Here is a 15,054-nt window from a genome sequence, read left to right as displayed (position 1 = left end):
TCCGTACCCATATAATAAATTATTGTATCGCATATTGCAACACAATTTACATGAATAAGGTTCCTCGAGCACAATACACGCTTTCCGTGTTCGCGTTCCCACATCTATAGCACGGTCAAGCGCCATGATGGTGGGGAAGCCCCGCCTATTTTTTTTTGAGTTTGAACATAAAAATAGCAGATAAAGGGAAGGAAATGAATTTACACCAAAGTTAAGACTTGACCGTCTAAACCTCATTTTCCTCATTATATTGCTGCAAATTACCTTCAAAACCAGTAATCTTTTCATTCTCGATAAGTAACAAAGAATCCGCTACATTGTTGATAAAGGACGCATCATGCGTCACGAAAAGCAAGGGTCTGTCGTAGCCTTGAAGCAGCTCTTCTAAGGCTTCTATGGCACGAATATCTAAAAAGTTAGTTGGCTCATCCATCACCAAATAATTAAAGTTACCTGTTAGAAGCTTCGCCAATTTCACCTTGGCTTTTTCACCATCACTAAGCACATTCACTTGCTTGAACACATCATTTGTTTTGAAACCTAGACGAGCCAAAATGATTCTCGTCATTGACTGGTCATAGATTGAATAAGGTAATACGTTGTCCAGAATCGTTTTTGTATAGTCGAGTGTTTCTCCTAGCTGACTATAGTAACCAATTCGTAAATTCGGATGTGTCCACGTTTCACCGTTAAGAATCATGTTGCGCAAAGTGGTTTTCCCTGAACCGTTGTCACCTAATAAGGTAACTTTATTTGTATTGTCTATCGTAAAATTGACATTCTTAAAAATCACCTTGCTATCAAAGCTCTTATTGAGATTTTCTGCTCTGATGAGTACCTTGGAATGAATTTTTTCTCGCTCGTCCATATTGAGCTTGATGGCTGCATTTTGATGCGGCTTACTCTTCACCTCTAGTTGATTTACTCTTTCTAAAGTGGCTTTTACCTGTTTGTCGAGCTTCTTCTTATTTTGTTGCCCACCCATTTTATGCAGCCTAGCTTCCGAGTTACCCATCCTTTTGGGTGTGGTTTTTACTTTTGCTGACTGCTGTTTTATTGCATTTGCAACCTGTAAAAGACGCTTCTTTTCTTTTACATAACTCTCATATTCCCTCTCAGCACACTTATACTTCTTTTCTCTTTCGCATAGGTAAAAAGAATAATCACCGCTATAAACCTCAATTTTCCCATTGACCAATTCGAAAATTTTCGTACAGGTTTGATTAATAAAATCTCGATCATGGGAGACAAGAATAAAACCCTTATTGCGAGCATGGAGCCGCTTAGCTAATAGCTTTCTTTGCTTAATGTCTAAATGTGATGTAGGCTCGTCAATAAGCAAAAATGCTTTATTATCAACTAAAAGGTGCTCCAGTTTCAATCTTTGCTGCTCGCCTGGACTACTACAATTCTGCTGAAAACGACGCTGATATATAAAACCGAGTTCATCTTCTAAATTGTTGAGCAAATAACCAATCTCGTCGTTCATTTGAACTCGCCCCGCATAGTCAGTATCAAGACTTGAAAGTATGCGTAAAAAGGTGGTTTTGTCTGTGCCGTTATCACCAATTAAACCAACCTTGTCACAAGCACCAATAGATAGATGATCAATCACAAATAAAGTTCTTGCACCTACAACTTTTGTTAAATCATCAATGCGCATCATAAATCCTCCTTGAAAATACCGAGAGGATTTAACCTCTCTACATTACTTAGAACAGGATTTATTAATTACCATTTTTTGATACCTCCGAAAATAATTGTCACTATCATACCATGTACTCATATATAACTTAGTACCTCAAGCAACTTAACTATCGTCTTACTTATTTCACAAAGCTGGTTGCAAAGTGGGTGCACCTTTTAACGATAGGAGGGGGCTATCATTAAAAAGTTTGAGAATCTATTTTCTACAAAACAATTTTTTATTCTGGTAGAAAATTAAAGCACCTTTTTGTGGTGCTCCCAAAAGTTAGATTTTTGGTCCAATTTTTGGGAGCACTACATTAATTAATTAATTAGGTGTTTTTAATCAATAATTCGATTATAAAACTTACTTGCAATAATATTCGATTGCCTTGTTGACAAATACCGATGTCCCTTCGCCTGCAAACGCATCTATATTTTTCGTAAAATCACCACCAGAAGCATACATCTTGCCAAGTCCGGATAAAATCTCATTCGAGCACTTATAGAAATTAGCTGTAATAAAGTCCTGCAGTTTCTTTACCAAAGCCTGAACTTCAACTGAATCGCTGGGTTGTGATTTTACCTTGCCAAATTCTGCAAAAATCGGCATGAGTTGTTGATGGAGCATTTTTGTTTCCTCGCTGTTTTTCCTTTTTTCTTTAGCTTCAAATTCCTTGAATTCCGGTGTATCTCCCCAATACTCTTTTGCCTGTTTGGCATACTCATCAATTTTGCTTGTGTCAAATGCTGTAAAGTTCATATAGTTACCTCCTAATGCTTTTAATCCCTTTGCTAAAAGAATTAAATTTTCCAAATGCTCTTTTTTCAGGATTAATAATTTGATTTGTTGTTCCAGCACTAAATCTTTGTCGAAATGCTCACTGGTTATTATTTCTTTAATTTCTTTGAGCGGAAATTCCAGAGCTTTAAATAGCAAAATGGATTGTAGTACTTTTAGATTCTCATCACCATACAACCTATATCCTGACTCCGAATAAGCGGACGGTTTTAACAAACCGATTTTGTCGTAATACTGAAGAGCGCGAATACTAATTCCTGCTATCTTACTGACTTCATTCACTGTTTTCATCACTATCTCATCTCCTTCCTTATCGCTAGAATAAAGTATTACGCAACGTCATAGTCAAGTATTTTTGCTAGCATTGCCGTCTAATGCTCAACCTAAGACTGTTGTATTTATACAGCTTCAATCGGCAAACCATGAGTTTCGATTGACACCTGTCACATCTTTTCTTAGTTAATAGTTATGACGTAGATTTGAAATACTTAGGATTGATACATCCTAAAATATAGGGTACAATCTCCTTAAAAGGAGGCTATCGTTATGAATGTAAATACAGATACGCTGATTTCAATTTCTGAAGCCAATCAAAACTTCTCAAAGGTTGCTCGTCTTGTCGATAAATACGGCTCGGCTGTAATACTAAAAAACAACTCTCCGCGCTATGTGATTTTAGAGTTTCCTAAAGCCGATGAGGTTTCTGCTCCAGCTGATGATGAGGTCATGGCTTTATCGGATATGTTCATCAAAAAGAATACAAAAGTCTATGAGGAATTGGCTAAATGAAGTATCTAACCGAAGATCAAGTAGTCAGACTTCATCAAGCTCTGATTGAAACAAGTGGTGGCTCGTTAGGTATTCGTGATGAGGGAATGCTCAACTCTGCGCTAAAAACTCCACTACAGACTTTTGATAAAAGTGAACTTTTTCCTTCACTACTGGATAAAGCCACGCGGCTAGCCTTTGGTTTGATCAAAAACCACCCTTTTATTGATGGCAATAAGCGTATTGGCACCCACGCCATGCTAATCTTTCTAGCTCTCAATGGCATCACGCTTTCTTACAATGATGAAGATTTGATCGATATCATCCTCAAAGTCGCATCTAATCAAGCCAATGAAAGCGATCTTTATCAGTGGATAGAAAACCACCAAGAATAATGTCCCCACATTCGAGAGCATTTTTTAGAACTTGTCAAAGTCTGCCTGACCTGCAAAGCCTACCTTTTATTTTACCTTTTGAGCTATATTTTCCCACTTCACAGGGTGGGTGCAAAGTGGGTGCGCCTTTTAACGTTAACATCCTGTGCACTCGACCCCAGAGCGTTGATATCTTCCCTCATACAGCCAAACTGCGCTCAAAAACCACGCCAAGCCAGCCTAAAGCCGTCGCACGCTAAACCTTTTAACGATAGCCCTCGCTAAGCCCTGCTACATAAGGGCAAACTTGCACCCACCTAATCAGCCTTTGACATCAATACGACAGTCTCGACGTGGATTGAGAGAACAGGTAGTATATCTACACTTTTTGAGTGCACACTATAGATATTGGGTGCACTTTGTAACGATAGGAAAAGCTATCGTTAAAAAGTTTAAGATTGGCTTAATAGCTTGATTTTTGAGCATAAAAAACAGCCTAGAGAGGATTACCCCCCCCCTAAGACAAAGTATTAGTATAGAAATAATATTCTATTTTTCATGTAATATAGTAAAAGTAGTGAATAAAGTACGAGGAGGTAATTTGTGAAGAAAAGATATATGTTGAGAAATATTTTTAAAACCAAATATAATTTCCATAATATTGTTTTAATCGTTTTCATTGGACTATTAGCAGGTTTTTTATCAGGATTGTTCGCTGTAGGTGGGGGAATTGTGATAGTTCCTGCATTAACTGTTTTTATGAAATTTGATCAGCGTCATGCTACTGCTACTTCTCTTGTTGCCATAATTATAACGTCGCTTTGTGGAAGCATTGTTTACGGTTTAGACGGCAAAGTGTCATTTTTATCAGCATTTTTTCTAATAATAGGTTCAGTTTTCGGATCACAAATTGGGGTATATTTTTCACATATTTTGCCTAAAAAAATATTTCCTTGGTGTTTTACACTTTTTGTATTACTAGTTATATGTTCTAGTCAAGTTTGGATTCCGTTAAGAAATGTAGATTTTAATGTTGGTTTTTTAGAAGCTATATGTCTTATATTTATAGGCGTTTTTTCTGGTATTTTTTCAGGTATTTTAGGCGTTGGTGGCGGAGGAATTATAGTGCCATGCGTGCAACTTTTGCTCGGCATGGGAGACCTTATGGCAAGAGGAACTGCTTTGCTTGTCACGCTTCCTACAGCTATAAGTGGTAGTATTGCTAATGCTCGTTACCATTATACTCATTTTACTGAAGGAATTATTATCGGTATTTTTGCGACATTTACTGTAAAATTAGGCGCAATAATTGCGTCCAGTATTTCACCTTTTATATGCAATATATTGTTTTGTATTTTTTTGTTCAGTGCATGCTTACGAATGATATTAAAAACAGGTATTTTAGCTAAGAATAAGCGTGAAAAAGTTTAAGATTGGCTTAATAGCTTGATTCTTGAGCATAAAAACAGCCTAGAGAGGATTACCCCTAGGCTGACTTTTGTAACATTTCAAACGCTCACAGTCTTTTGGCTTTTACGATGCCCTTTCAACATCAACACTAATCTCTGATTTAAAAGTTACGCTGAACCTGTCCTCGTAAACTTTTATTTTCTTGATGTACTTTCTTACCAGCTTCTCGTCATATTCACTAATATCGTGACTCTCACTTTTTAAGAAAATCTTCCATTTCTCTGATTCGTCTTTTAGCATCTGCTTGACCTGCTTTTTCTATAAGAAGCTGCTGTTTCTTACCTTTCAGTTCATCAATCTCGTTGGCAGTTTTCGTGTAGTCTTTTTTAGCTTTAAGCAAGGTTAGTAGTATCGCTTGTTTAACTGCAATTCTTTTATCAACCGTTTCAATCTCGTTTAAGTTATTGCCCGCGATAATTTCTCTAATATTATTCTTCAACGTATCCAATACTTCATCCGATTACCCTAACTAATCACCGGCTAAACAGGACGGACATTGAGCCTGACTTTAAGATTCATAAAAAGAAGTGACTATTACTGACAGAAATCAGTAATAGTCACCCAACGTGAGATATTCAACTATTGACTTGAACCAAACAAAATTCAATCAGTCTTTCGAAGGACAGTCTTAAGCGAGATCACTGTGACACCAATAACAAAAGAGGTAAAACCAATTCTAATAGCAAATGTGCCATCCCATATTAAGGCAACCAGCATCGCGATTAAGGCAACCGTCAAGCCGAATGTCGCTACTTCACGGCAAAAACGAACGAGCTTGTCCATTTCCTTAAACACCTCCTCGTGCACATACTAATAATCAGGTTTCATTTTACCTTTTGAGCTATATTTTCCCACTTCACAAGATGGGTGCAAAGTGGGTGCACCTTTTAACGTTAACATCCTGTGCACTCGACCCTAGAGCTTTGACATCTTTCCCCATACAGCCAAAACACGCTCAAAAACCGCGAGAACCCAGCTTAAAGCCGCTTCGCATTAAACCTTTTAACGATAGCTCTCGCTAAGCCTTGCTACACAAGGGCAAATCTGCACCCACCTAATCAGCCCTAGACATCAACACAACGCTCTCGTCGGTATTTTCCTTAACCCGGAAGTCTTCCGCCTCGACGACTTTCTGGGTTGGCTTACCATTTTCATCTTCAAGATGCGTTAACTCGAAAGTTCGCTGTCCTTCGTATGACAGCGGAATTTTGAAGCGGATTTTCTTGACAATGTCCTCGCCGTTCTTCCAATTGGCGTTTTCGTAAATTTCTATGTGGTCGATGAACGTGGCGTAGAAGCGCTTTTTGGCGTAGTTCTGGACGCCTTTCAGTGCCTGCCCGAAATAAGCCAGATACTCCAAGGCATCATCTGACGATGCCTGCCCCAACTGAACACTTTTGAGCTTAGACGTCGTCTCCTTGATGGACTGTTCCAGCTTAGGTTCAAAGAACTTACTTCTTGCCCGTCTGTTCCTGCCTGAGTCTCTCGCGAGCACGCATTATCTTCTGATAATCGGAATTCGTAAATCCGTCAGCGCGGACAGAGTTTGGGTCATCTGGGTTCCACATCTTCGTCAGTTCGATTGTCGCACCAGTCTTGTTAAAAAACCCTGCGCCAGCTTCCGTGTAGTATACGTTCAGCCCCGTCCCCGTTGTGCCTAGCGTCTTGGTGGAATTGCTGTTCGGCCACGGGTCGCTCTTTGCAACCGAAACGGTCGCCCCTCCGCCGTAGTCGTTGGCAGGCTGGTGGTTAAATATCCACGTATGGTCGTCCTCCTGCCTCACGCTCCACTCGCTGGACTTCCAGCTGGATGGTACGTCAACATAGAAGTAGTCCGTCATGAACGAGTGCCCACTGTTGCTCGCTTTGGTCTCAGCAGCTTTTTGTTCTTCAGCGGCTTTCTCCTCGGCTGCCTTCTTCTCTTCCTCCACCTTCTTGGCCGCTACGGCAGCATTCCTGCGCTTCTGTGCCTTTTCCTTCAAATCGTCAAGCTTGGATGCATCGATTCCGCTGTCCTTCGCTGCGTTATAAGCAGCTTCAATTTGCTCGTCTGTCACCTCTTCCGCAGGGATTGGCTCGATGGTGATTTCCTTCTCAACGTCGGTCTTGCCGTCCTTGGCTATACTTACCTTTGTAACCGCGTCCTTGGTGTCGTAAATGGTGCCGTCCTCTGCGATGGGCGATGCCTCAATCGCAAGGCTGTAGTCGCCCGGCTTGAGCGCTATGTTGGAAGAACTTGAACCTATGTAGAACACGCTGTCCACACCATTGTCCTTGGAATCTTTTCCAGTAGCGTGGACAGAGATTTTTGTGCCCCTATCTGTGTCAAGCCCCTTGGCATTTACGACTAGCGGAACGCCATAGGCCTTCGCCGCTTGCGCGTTGAAGTACAGATATGCACCTCCGTAGCCGACTGCTATTGCTGCTGTGACGCCAATCACTATTGCCACTATGACGCCAATCACCGCCCATAGTTTCGTTCGCTTCTTTTTACCTGATTCATCAGTCATTACTTTTCCTCCGTTTCCTTTCTCATGCTGTGTTCTGTCATTTATGGAATCAACTTGAAGTGCTTAAAAGCCTTGATGATTACATCGTGCTTTTCCTTCGGGCATTGAGGTCGATTTTTAGCAGCCATCCCTTCCTTTTCGTAGGAGAATTGTTTCTCAAGCCCTAGTTCATTTTTCAAAGTTGCGATATATAGTGGCGACACCTTCAGACCGTACTTTTCAAGCACGTATGCCTGAATCTGCTTGTATACCGGCTTTGGCGGTAGTTTCTCACGCTTCAGGTCTTTCATATCAACATCCACATATAAATGTTCTTTGACATTTTGCCGGGTTAAGAGACATACCGATTCTGTATGTGGCGTATGCGGAAACATGTCAACTGGCGTAATGCTTTCAACACTGTATCCGCACCTATAGAATTCGGCTAAATCGCGAACCTGCGTCTGAGGGTTACACGAAATATAGGCTATGCACTTAGGCCGAAGAGATGCAGCTGCTTTTATAAATTCAGGTGTAGACCCCGCACGTGGTGGATCCATAATAATTGCCTCAAAGCGCGACACACCATTGCTCGCATATGCAAAGTCCTGCATAAAACGTGTCGCATCTTCGCATGAGTAAACACAACGTGTTTTTAAGTGATTAAGACGTCTGTTCTTTTTTGCGCGCTCGATTGAATCTTCTACCTGGTCAAATCCTATAACGACCGCGTTTTTTATTTGGCTTGCCACGCAAATGCCAATAGTTCCGCATCCACAATATGCGTCCATAATCCTTATGGTGTGTTTATCTGCTTGTTCGGGTGTTACCTGCTGCGCTTTTCCATGTGCGTGCTCTAAGCCAGATGTATCTAAACGTTTGCTGTCAATAGACGCACCGTGTGACACATAACTCAAGGTATCGCAGTCGCTCTTGCCCGTATTACAGATGCGTTTAATACCGTCAATTGCAGTTTGATACAAAATTTCGGTTTGTTCTGGATTGGTTTGGAAAAAGCTTACAGGACCTATCTCAAAGGTACATCCCAGCAGCTTGTCGTGTATTTTACCCGAGCCAAACAACACAACATTGTAGCTTCCAAGCATAGCATTAGTATTTTTTGGATTTACGTTTTGCACAACGGTTGTAATGTGCGGATATGCCGATAAAATGTCTTGTACCAGCAACTTCTTTTGTGCAAAATTTCGCGTACGTGTAACAATTACAAGCATAATTTCGTTGCAACTTCTACTAAAACGCAAAATAGCGTGGCGCAGTATTCCAATTTGTGTATTTTCGTTATACGCTTTAATGTTTAAACGAGCTGCGTCTTTTGCAATAAAATTGAGAATTTTGCGTGCGCCCGGTACTTCTGACGGGCAAAAATCACACGGGATAATATGGTGAGTTCCAGGTTCAAAAAAGCCGCAGGCAATACCTGACATGCGCGCGTTAGTTTGCACCTTGCTGTTTGATTTTGGAGCACGCGAAGCAAAAGACTCAGGAAGCGGAGCAAAGGGTGTTGCTACCTTGTGCCTAAAACAGCGCGGCATATTGTGAGGCGCTCTGTCTTTTGTGCACTTCATAGGCACAATTGAGCGCAAGAGATCTGCACAGCTTTTGCCCTGCTGGGTCACGAGCGGTTCAAAAAGCTCGCGCATGTATTTATTTTTACGCATAAGCTGTTCGGAATAGGGGATATTCAGCCACTCACAACCGCAATAGTCGCGAGCGCGAGTAGCGGATGCCCTTTTGCGCGTCTCAACCTGTTTATTTGCGTTTTTGCGAGCAGCGCCTGGACGCTTTGGGCGCGCTTGCCTCTTGCCTTGCGCACCTTGATGTATAGCGTATGATGCAGCTGTTTTCTTATGTGCTTTTGCGCGTTTTTGCATGGGTTTTTAAGCCGTCCTGTTCAGATTAGGTACCACGAAGTATCAAAAACCTCGCTTGCTATGAAATTGTATCGTAATTTGCTCAAAAGACGGCTTGAGTTGCTTAAAAGTCTGCACCAAATTCATCTTGAACCTTTGGACAGTGCATAGCGGCTAAGGGCAGTTCTGCAGGCAGCACATAACAGCTACTCCCAACACATAACGGCGCTCAAATTCACCACAAGTTTACCCGCGGACAACGATCTTTGCGCAAGCATTTACGCACGCTCTTTCTTAGCCGCTCATCACGCTCTATACGCTCATGCCCTATATTGTGACGTTGCCCGATATGTTGCTGTTGCTTGTTGTCAATTTACGTATGCTAAAAGACAGTTTTATATAAGTTTGGGTCTTACGCATGCTTGATAAAACTGTGTTGTTCCGCGTTTTATGCACAACCACAAACGCCAATAGATGTTGCTAGGAGGAAGTATGGTACAAGAAATATCGCAGGTAAAAAACTTGGCACTTGTTGGACAAGGTGGAGTCGGTAAAACCATGCTCGCCGAAGCAGCACTCCATTTAAGTGGAAAAACTTCGCGTTTGGGCGGTCATGCTGGCACAAAACCAACACTTGACTATGACCGCGAAGAAGGCGCGCGCGGATTTTCGATTTCAACCACACTTGCCCCCATTACATGGCATTCCTCTTGTATTAACGTCCTTGACGCGCCGTGTTACCCCGATTTTGTAGGCGACGCGTACGGCGCGCTTTCCGCTGCAGAAACAGCAGTGTTTGTTATTGACGCCTCATCGGGTCCTGGTGCTATTACCACGCGTTTGTGGTATGCTGCGCAAGACCTCTCGCTTGCTCGGGCATTGTTTATAAATCGTTTGGATCGCTCGGATGCCGATTGGCAAACAGCACTTGACCGTGCCCGCGAGCTCTATGGCGATCGTTTGGTTCCCGTAACTATGCCTATGGGTTCGGGCGAAAACTTTTTGGGCATTATTGATGTTATTCACATGCGCGCACGCTCACTTAAAGACGGCGTTATCCACGAAGACGATATTCCACAAGCCTATCAAGCTGCTGCTGACGCCGCTCGTGCGCAGCTCATAGAGTTTGTCGTAGAAATCGACGACGACCTTATGATGAAATACCTTGAAGGCGAAGCCGTTACGCAAGAAGAGCTTGAAAATCTTTTGGGTAAGGCTCTGGTCGCGCGTACGTTTGTGCCTGTATTTGCTGGTGCTTGTGTTCGCGAAGAAGGCGTTACGTCACTTCTCAATGCAATTGACGAGTGGTTCCCAAGCATGAGCGATTTTGGTCGGATTCCGCTTATCAACGGCGAAGAGCTTGATATTTCGCCTGATGACACACGCCCTGTTGCGTTTGTTTTTAAATCACTCAACGATGCACAAAATGGCCGGCTTTCATTTGTAAAGGTTCTTGCAGGAACGATTGCACCATCTTGCGAGCTTATATGCGCGCGCACGCGTAAAAAAGAGCGTCTTGGTCATCTGTATCATATGTGCGGAAAAGAGCTTCTCGAAGTAAAAGAAGTGGCAGCAGGCGATGTGTGCGTTGTTCCTAAATTAGATGTTCAAACAGGAGATACTCTCTCTGCTACAGGTAAAGTAGAGGCGGCTTCGTTTAGGTTCCCCAATTCGCTGTACCGCGTTGCTATCGAACCGGATGAGCGCGGCAGTGAGGGCAAGATTTTTGCGTTTATTGAAAAAAGCGCAGCCGCAGATCCTACCTTGCATGTTGATCGCGACGAAGAAACAGGTCAAACCATTGTGTCGGCTATTGGCGAGGCTCAAGTTGCCGTTCTGCTGGATCGCTTGCAAGCGCGGACGGGCTTGCATGCACATGTTGTTGCGTTGCGTATTGCGTATCGAGAAACCATACGCCGCGTGGCATCTGCGCAGGGCAGGTACAAAAAGCAAACGGGCGGTGCTGGTCAGTATGGTGATTGCTGGCTTCGTGTAGAGCCTAATCCAGATAAGGGCTACGAGTTTATAGACGAGGTAGTAGGAGGTCATATTCCGCGCGGCTTTATACCGGCTATTGACAAAGGAGTGCAAGAGTGTTTGCACGAAGGCGTTTTAGCTGGTTATCCGATGATTGATCTTAAAGTTGCCGTATATGAAGGTTCATATCATCCGGTAGACTCAAACGAAATGGCGTTCAAAACAGCAGCGCGTTTGGCGTTTCAAAAAGCGGTTTCACAGGCAGAGGCTGTTTTGCTTGAGCCAATGGCACACATGCGCATCACGGTTCCCGATAGTTACGCAGGCTCGGTGATGGGCGATATCAGCGCATCTCGTGGGCGCGTGGAAGGCATGGACGCTTGTCGTGCGCAAGGATATCAAGGTAGTACCACTATAGAGGCAACAGTTCCTTATGCCGAAGTTGTAGACTATGCAACGCGTTTGCGCTCGCTTTCCCGTGGTACAGGCGAGTACGAGTTATCCGTTTCGGGTTATGAGCAGGTACCCCATGATATTCAACAAAAACTTGCCGACGAGTATGCGCGTCGTAGGAGCGAAGGTCGTTAGAGCTTTCCCAGCGTTCATGTACGCGTGTGTCATCTGTTTGCGTTGTGTTTAGCAGCAAGCGGCATGTAGCGATAGTGCGCGATGAATAGTGCGTACCCGTTTCAACGGTTGCTCTTATCGCATAGAGGAGCAACCGTTTTGTCATGTTTCATGGTATGATGTACAAAGATGTATCGAAAACACTTTGTGATTTTGGGTATGATTAGTCATGCACAGTTGATTACCAACTGTTTGTGGCTCTGTTTTGCACTGCCCTTTCAAGTCTAAGAGGTGCGCTTGCTCGTATGGATACGATCCTGCCTATTGTTGTTACGGTTCTTTTAACCATTGCAAATGGTTACTTTTCTATGGCCGAGATGGCACTTTCTACTGCTAAACGCATACTTATTGAGCACGAAGCGCAAGAGGGCGACAAACGTGCTGCTCGTGTGCTTTTAATCACACAAAATGATGCTGATTTTTTAGCAGCTATTCAAGTAGGAATTACTCTGCTCGGGTTTTTAAGTTCTGCGTTGGCGGCAACGAGTTTGTCTGAACCTCTTGCAACTTTGTTCATCGATCAAAAAATGCCCCCACACCTGTCGCACATGCTGGCCACCGCGCTTATTACGGTTATTGTTTCGTATTTTTCTATCGTTATAGGCGAGCTGGTTCCCAAGCGCATTGCCCTGTCGCGTCCCGAAGAGATCGCAAAGCGTGTGTCGTCCTCAATAGCTGCATTTTTAACTATCAGTAAACCTCTTGTTTTGCTTACATCCTTAAGTGCGCAGGCAGTTTGTGCCGCTTTTGGCATACACAAAAGTGAAAACAGGCAAGACGCTTCAGAAGACGAAATTCGCTATTTAGTTAAAGATTCTGGCGAGCTGTCCGAAGAAGAAAAGTCAATGATTCATGATATTTTTGATCTTGCAGACACCGTTGCTCGCGAAGTGATGATTCCTCGTGTTGATTTAACGGTTTTAGAGGACAGCGCAACGCTCGGTGAGGTTTTGGATGTTATGCAAAAAACGGGATATTCGCGTATTCCCATTTATCACGAAAATATTGACAGAATTGTAGGTATTGCGCACATCAAAGACCTGATAGGGCCGTGTGTTGGTGAACATTGCATGGGAAATCCTGTAGTTGGTTATCTGCGCAAAGCCGAATTTGTTCCCGACACCAAAGACATTATTCCGCTTCTTTCGGAAATGCGCCAAAATCACGAACAAATGGTAATCGTGGTAGATGAATATGGTGGTACCGCAGGCGTTATTACCATTGAGGACATTGTCGAAGAGATTGTGGGCGAAATTGAAGACGAGTTTGACCCCGATAATAAGTATTTAACCAAAATCAACGATCATGAATGGATCGTAGACGGAAGATTTTCGGTTGATGATGCGCGCGAGCTAGGCTGGCCTCTACAAGATGGCGAGGGTTTTGAAACGGTCGCGGGCTTTATTCTCGACATTGCCGATGGTCTGCCCGAACAAGGTTCGGTATTTCATGTTGAGGGCTATACATTTCGTGTACAATCGGTTCGTCGCAAGCGTATTTGTCGACTTCATGTGATAGCACCTCAAGAACCAGCGCCTGCGCCTGAATTGCCAACAGATACTGACGCGTCTAAGTAATTTGTTTTTGTTAAGACCTCTTTTGCGCTCTCACGCAGAACTTATAAAATTCAGCGCCGTTTTTAAGTGTGTGTGTTATGCTTATATGCAATTATGCATTGGTTTGCGCGTGTCTTGTTTGTGCATAGGTGCTGTGCTTTGGTGAAAGGACTACCATGAAAAGCTCTTATCAGTCATCTGTTATTTCTCTTAAGAAAGTAGCCATAGACGCAAAAAAGTTTGTAGCTACCATTGAGCTTAGCTCCAAAGCGCCTCTTATGACGTGCGATGATCTTGAAGCAACTACGCGCATTTACAATCTGTTCCCAGCTATTATTAACCATGTTTGCATGGGCGATGCGTCTGACACGTTCAAAGATGTTATGGGAAATACCGAGCTTGCGCACCTTCTTGAACATGTGTGCGTTGAGCTTTTGGCACAAACCAATCTTGCGGGCGATATCAGTGCAGGTAAAACCTTTATCGCTCGGGAGGATGCGCGCACGTACACGCTTGAATTTATATGCAATGATGATGTTTTGGTAACTGCGGCCTTTTCGAGCGCGATTTGGATTATGAATTGGGCTTTTGGTGGTGCCCGTGGTACTAAGCCAAATGTTGAGGCTATCGTTTCGGGTCTGTGTGCACTTATAGATTCTCTGCCTTCCGAACTTGAACTGCCACCTGAAGCGCGTACATCTGTTGAGGACAGCGCTACTGCTTGTGACAATGCAGAAGGTAAGAGCGACGCTGAGGCTTGTGACAATGCTGAGGCAAGCGACGACGTAGCTTGTGATAATGCCGAGATAAGCGACGTTGCAGATCACAACGGCGATACCAAAGATAACCCAGATGTCGCGGACACTCAGTCTGAGAATGCTCACGACGTATCAGTGGTTGAAAACGCTGATGATGAGGTAGAAAGTGCAGAGAGTGCAGACGCCGAACCAGCTGCAAAAACTCCTGCTGATACAGAATCTGTTGATACAGAGTCTGTTGATACAGCGTCGTCTGCTACAAATTCTGATGCCGAAGCTTCTGATGAGTTGCCTATAGAACCAAAACCAGCACCTGTGCCACAAGAAACTTCTCGTACTACAAGCACAGAAGACGCACCTGCAGATAAGAAAACGTCTCGTCAAAATAAAAGCAACTCAAAACGCGCTGACTTAGACGGTACTATGAAGCTGCCTCGTTCTAGAAGAATACGTTAAACAGTTACATAGCAACACGGCTTACATACACACAATTTTGTTCATCGTCTGCAGTGCGTATGCGTAGCGCAAAATGCATAACGTAGCGGTAAACTCTTGTTTATGGCTGCCAAGTTAGTGTTTGCACACGCCGCGCCATAGACGCCGAGCTCTTTGTATCCTGACTTTTTTATGCAAAAGCATAGTTTAGTGTTATTCACTAAAATTTTTGGTTAAGATA

At 43.2% G+C, this 15,054-nt stretch carries 12 protein-coding genes; 6 read left to right on the top strand and 6 right to left on the bottom strand.

Annotated elements, in window-relative coordinates:
* Window positions 1-226: 226 nt before the first annotated feature.
* Both abc-f and HMPREF0091_RS05645 read right to left on the bottom strand, forming a co-directional pair.
* Window positions 227-1,666: a ribosomal protection-like ABC-F family protein gene (gene abc-f, locus HMPREF0091_RS05650; RefSeq protein ID WP_006303358.1), complete on the bottom strand. Its 1,440-nt coding sequence runs from the start codon at window positions 1,664-1,666 to the stop codon at window positions 227-229.
* Between the two features lie 387 nt (window positions 1,667-2,053).
* Entirely contained in the window at window positions 2,054-2,779 is a 726-nt protein-coding gene (locus HMPREF0091_RS05645; RefSeq protein ID WP_006303357.1) for a MerR family transcriptional regulator, read from the bottom strand.
* A gap of 255 nt (window positions 2,780-3,034) precedes the next feature.
* On the opposite strand from HMPREF0091_RS05645, the gene HMPREF0091_RS05640 reads away from it, so the two are divergent.
* The 3 genes from HMPREF0091_RS05640 to HMPREF0091_RS05630 all read left to right on the top strand — a co-directional run bounded on the left by HMPREF0091_RS05640 (window position 3,035) and on the right by HMPREF0091_RS05630 (window position 5,061).
* Window positions 3,035-3,277 carry a prevent-host-death protein gene (locus HMPREF0091_RS05640; RefSeq protein ID WP_004106718.1) on the top strand — a complete coding sequence of 81 codons (243 nt, stop codon included), beginning with the start codon at window positions 3,035-3,037 and terminating at the stop codon, window positions 3,275-3,277.
* Complete coding sequence (locus tag HMPREF0091_RS05635) at window positions 3,274-3,651, top strand: type II toxin-antitoxin system death-on-curing family toxin (RefSeq protein WP_006303356.1); 378 nt, start codon at window positions 3,274-3,276, stop codon at window positions 3,649-3,651. The genes HMPREF0091_RS05640 and HMPREF0091_RS05635 overlap by 4 nt, the downstream gene beginning before the upstream one ends.
* 582 nt (window positions 3,652-4,233) lie before the next feature.
* Window positions 4,234-5,061, top strand: coding sequence for a sulfite exporter TauE/SafE family protein (locus tag HMPREF0091_RS05630; protein ID WP_006303355.1), 828 nt, complete (start codon window positions 4,234-4,236; stop codon window positions 5,059-5,061).
* Between the two features lie 232 nt (window positions 5,062-5,293).
* Here HMPREF0091_RS05630 and HMPREF0091_RS06315 read toward each other — a convergent pair whose 3' ends face one another.
* The 4 genes from HMPREF0091_RS06315 to HMPREF0091_RS05605 form a co-directional block, all read right to left on the bottom strand.
* The gene (locus HMPREF0091_RS06315) at window positions 5,294-5,548 is read right to left on the bottom strand and encodes a hypothetical protein (RefSeq protein ID WP_006303353.1); all 255 of its coding nucleotides are present in this window, start codon (window positions 5,546-5,548) and stop codon (window positions 5,294-5,296) included.
* A 606-nt stretch (window positions 5,549-6,154) separates the two neighbouring features.
* Window positions 6,155-6,487 (bottom strand): hypothetical protein, encoded by a 333-nt coding sequence (locus tag HMPREF0091_RS05615; protein WP_010241853.1) that lies wholly within the window; start codon window positions 6,485-6,487, stop codon window positions 6,155-6,157.
* Window positions 6,488-6,551: 64 nt separating this feature from the next.
* On the bottom strand, window positions 6,552-7,610 hold the full coding sequence (locus tag HMPREF0091_RS05610) for a hypothetical protein (protein WP_006303350.1): 1,059 nt from the start codon (window positions 7,608-7,610) through the stop codon (window positions 6,552-6,554).
* Between the two features lie 41 nt (window positions 7,611-7,651).
* The gene (locus HMPREF0091_RS05605; protein WP_006303349.1) at window positions 7,652-9,481 is read right to left on the bottom strand and encodes a class I SAM-dependent RNA methyltransferase; all 1,830 of its coding nucleotides are present in this window, start codon (window positions 9,479-9,481) and stop codon (window positions 7,652-7,654) included.
* Between the two features lie 471 nt (window positions 9,482-9,952).
* On the opposite strand from HMPREF0091_RS05605, the gene HMPREF0091_RS05600 reads away from it, so the two are divergent.
* The 3 genes from HMPREF0091_RS05600 (at window position 9,953) to HMPREF0091_RS05590 (ending at window position 14,834) form a co-directional block, all read left to right on the top strand.
* Complete coding sequence (locus tag HMPREF0091_RS05600; RefSeq protein WP_010241850.1) at window positions 9,953-12,025, top strand: elongation factor G; 2,073 nt, start codon at window positions 9,953-9,955, stop codon at window positions 12,023-12,025.
* A 284-nt stretch (window positions 12,026-12,309) separates the two neighbouring features.
* Entirely contained in the window at window positions 12,310-13,641 is a 1,332-nt protein-coding gene (locus HMPREF0091_RS05595) for a hemolysin family protein (RefSeq protein ID WP_006303346.1), read from the top strand.
* Window positions 13,642-13,796: 155 nt separating this feature from the next.
* Window positions 13,797-14,834, top strand: coding sequence for a cyanophycin synthetase family protein (locus tag HMPREF0091_RS05590; RefSeq protein ID WP_006303344.1), 1,038 nt, complete (start codon window positions 13,797-13,799; stop codon window positions 14,832-14,834).
* Window positions 14,835-15,054 lie beyond the last annotated feature (220 nt).

Origin of the sequence: Fannyhessea vaginae DSM 15829 (assembly GCF_000159235.2) — a bacterium.
GTDB classification, from domain to species: Bacteria; Actinomycetota; Coriobacteriia; order Coriobacteriales; family Atopobiaceae; genus Fannyhessea; species Fannyhessea vaginae.
This window is presented reverse-complemented; position numbering and strand designations above follow the sequence as displayed.

Bases quoted from the DNA above. Each gene is read 5' to 3' on its own strand.
- HMPREF0091_RS05595 (WP_006303346.1), top strand. From the start codon at position 12,310: ATGGATACGATCCTGCCTATTGTTGTTACGGTTCTTTTAACCATTGCA.
- HMPREF0091_RS05610 (WP_006303350.1), bottom strand. From the start codon at position 7,610: ATGACTGATGAATCAGGTAAAAAGAAGCGAACGAAACTATGGGCGGTG.
- HMPREF0091_RS05640 (WP_004106718.1), top strand. From the start codon at position 3,035: ATGAATGTAAATACAGATACGCTGATTTCAATTTCTGAAGCCAATCAA.
- abc-f (WP_006303358.1), bottom strand. From the start codon at position 1,666: ATGATGCGCATTGATGATTTAACAAAAGTTGTAGGTGCAAGAACTTTA.
- HMPREF0091_RS05605 (WP_006303349.1), bottom strand. From the start codon at position 9,481: ATGCAAAAACGCGCAAAAGCACATAAGAAAACAGCTGCATCATACGCT.
- HMPREF0091_RS05645 (WP_006303357.1), bottom strand. From the start codon at position 2,779: ATGAAAACAGTGAATGAAGTCAGTAAGATAGCAGGAATTAGTATTCGC.
- HMPREF0091_RS05600 (WP_010241850.1), top strand. From the start codon at position 9,953: ATGGTACAAGAAATATCGCAGGTAAAAAACTTGGCACTTGTTGGACAA.
- HMPREF0091_RS05635 (WP_006303356.1), top strand. From the start codon at position 3,274: ATGAAGTATCTAACCGAAGATCAAGTAGTCAGACTTCATCAAGCTCTG.
- HMPREF0091_RS05590 (WP_006303344.1), top strand. From the start codon at position 13,797: ATGAAAAGCTCTTATCAGTCATCTGTTATTTCTCTTAAGAAAGTAGCC.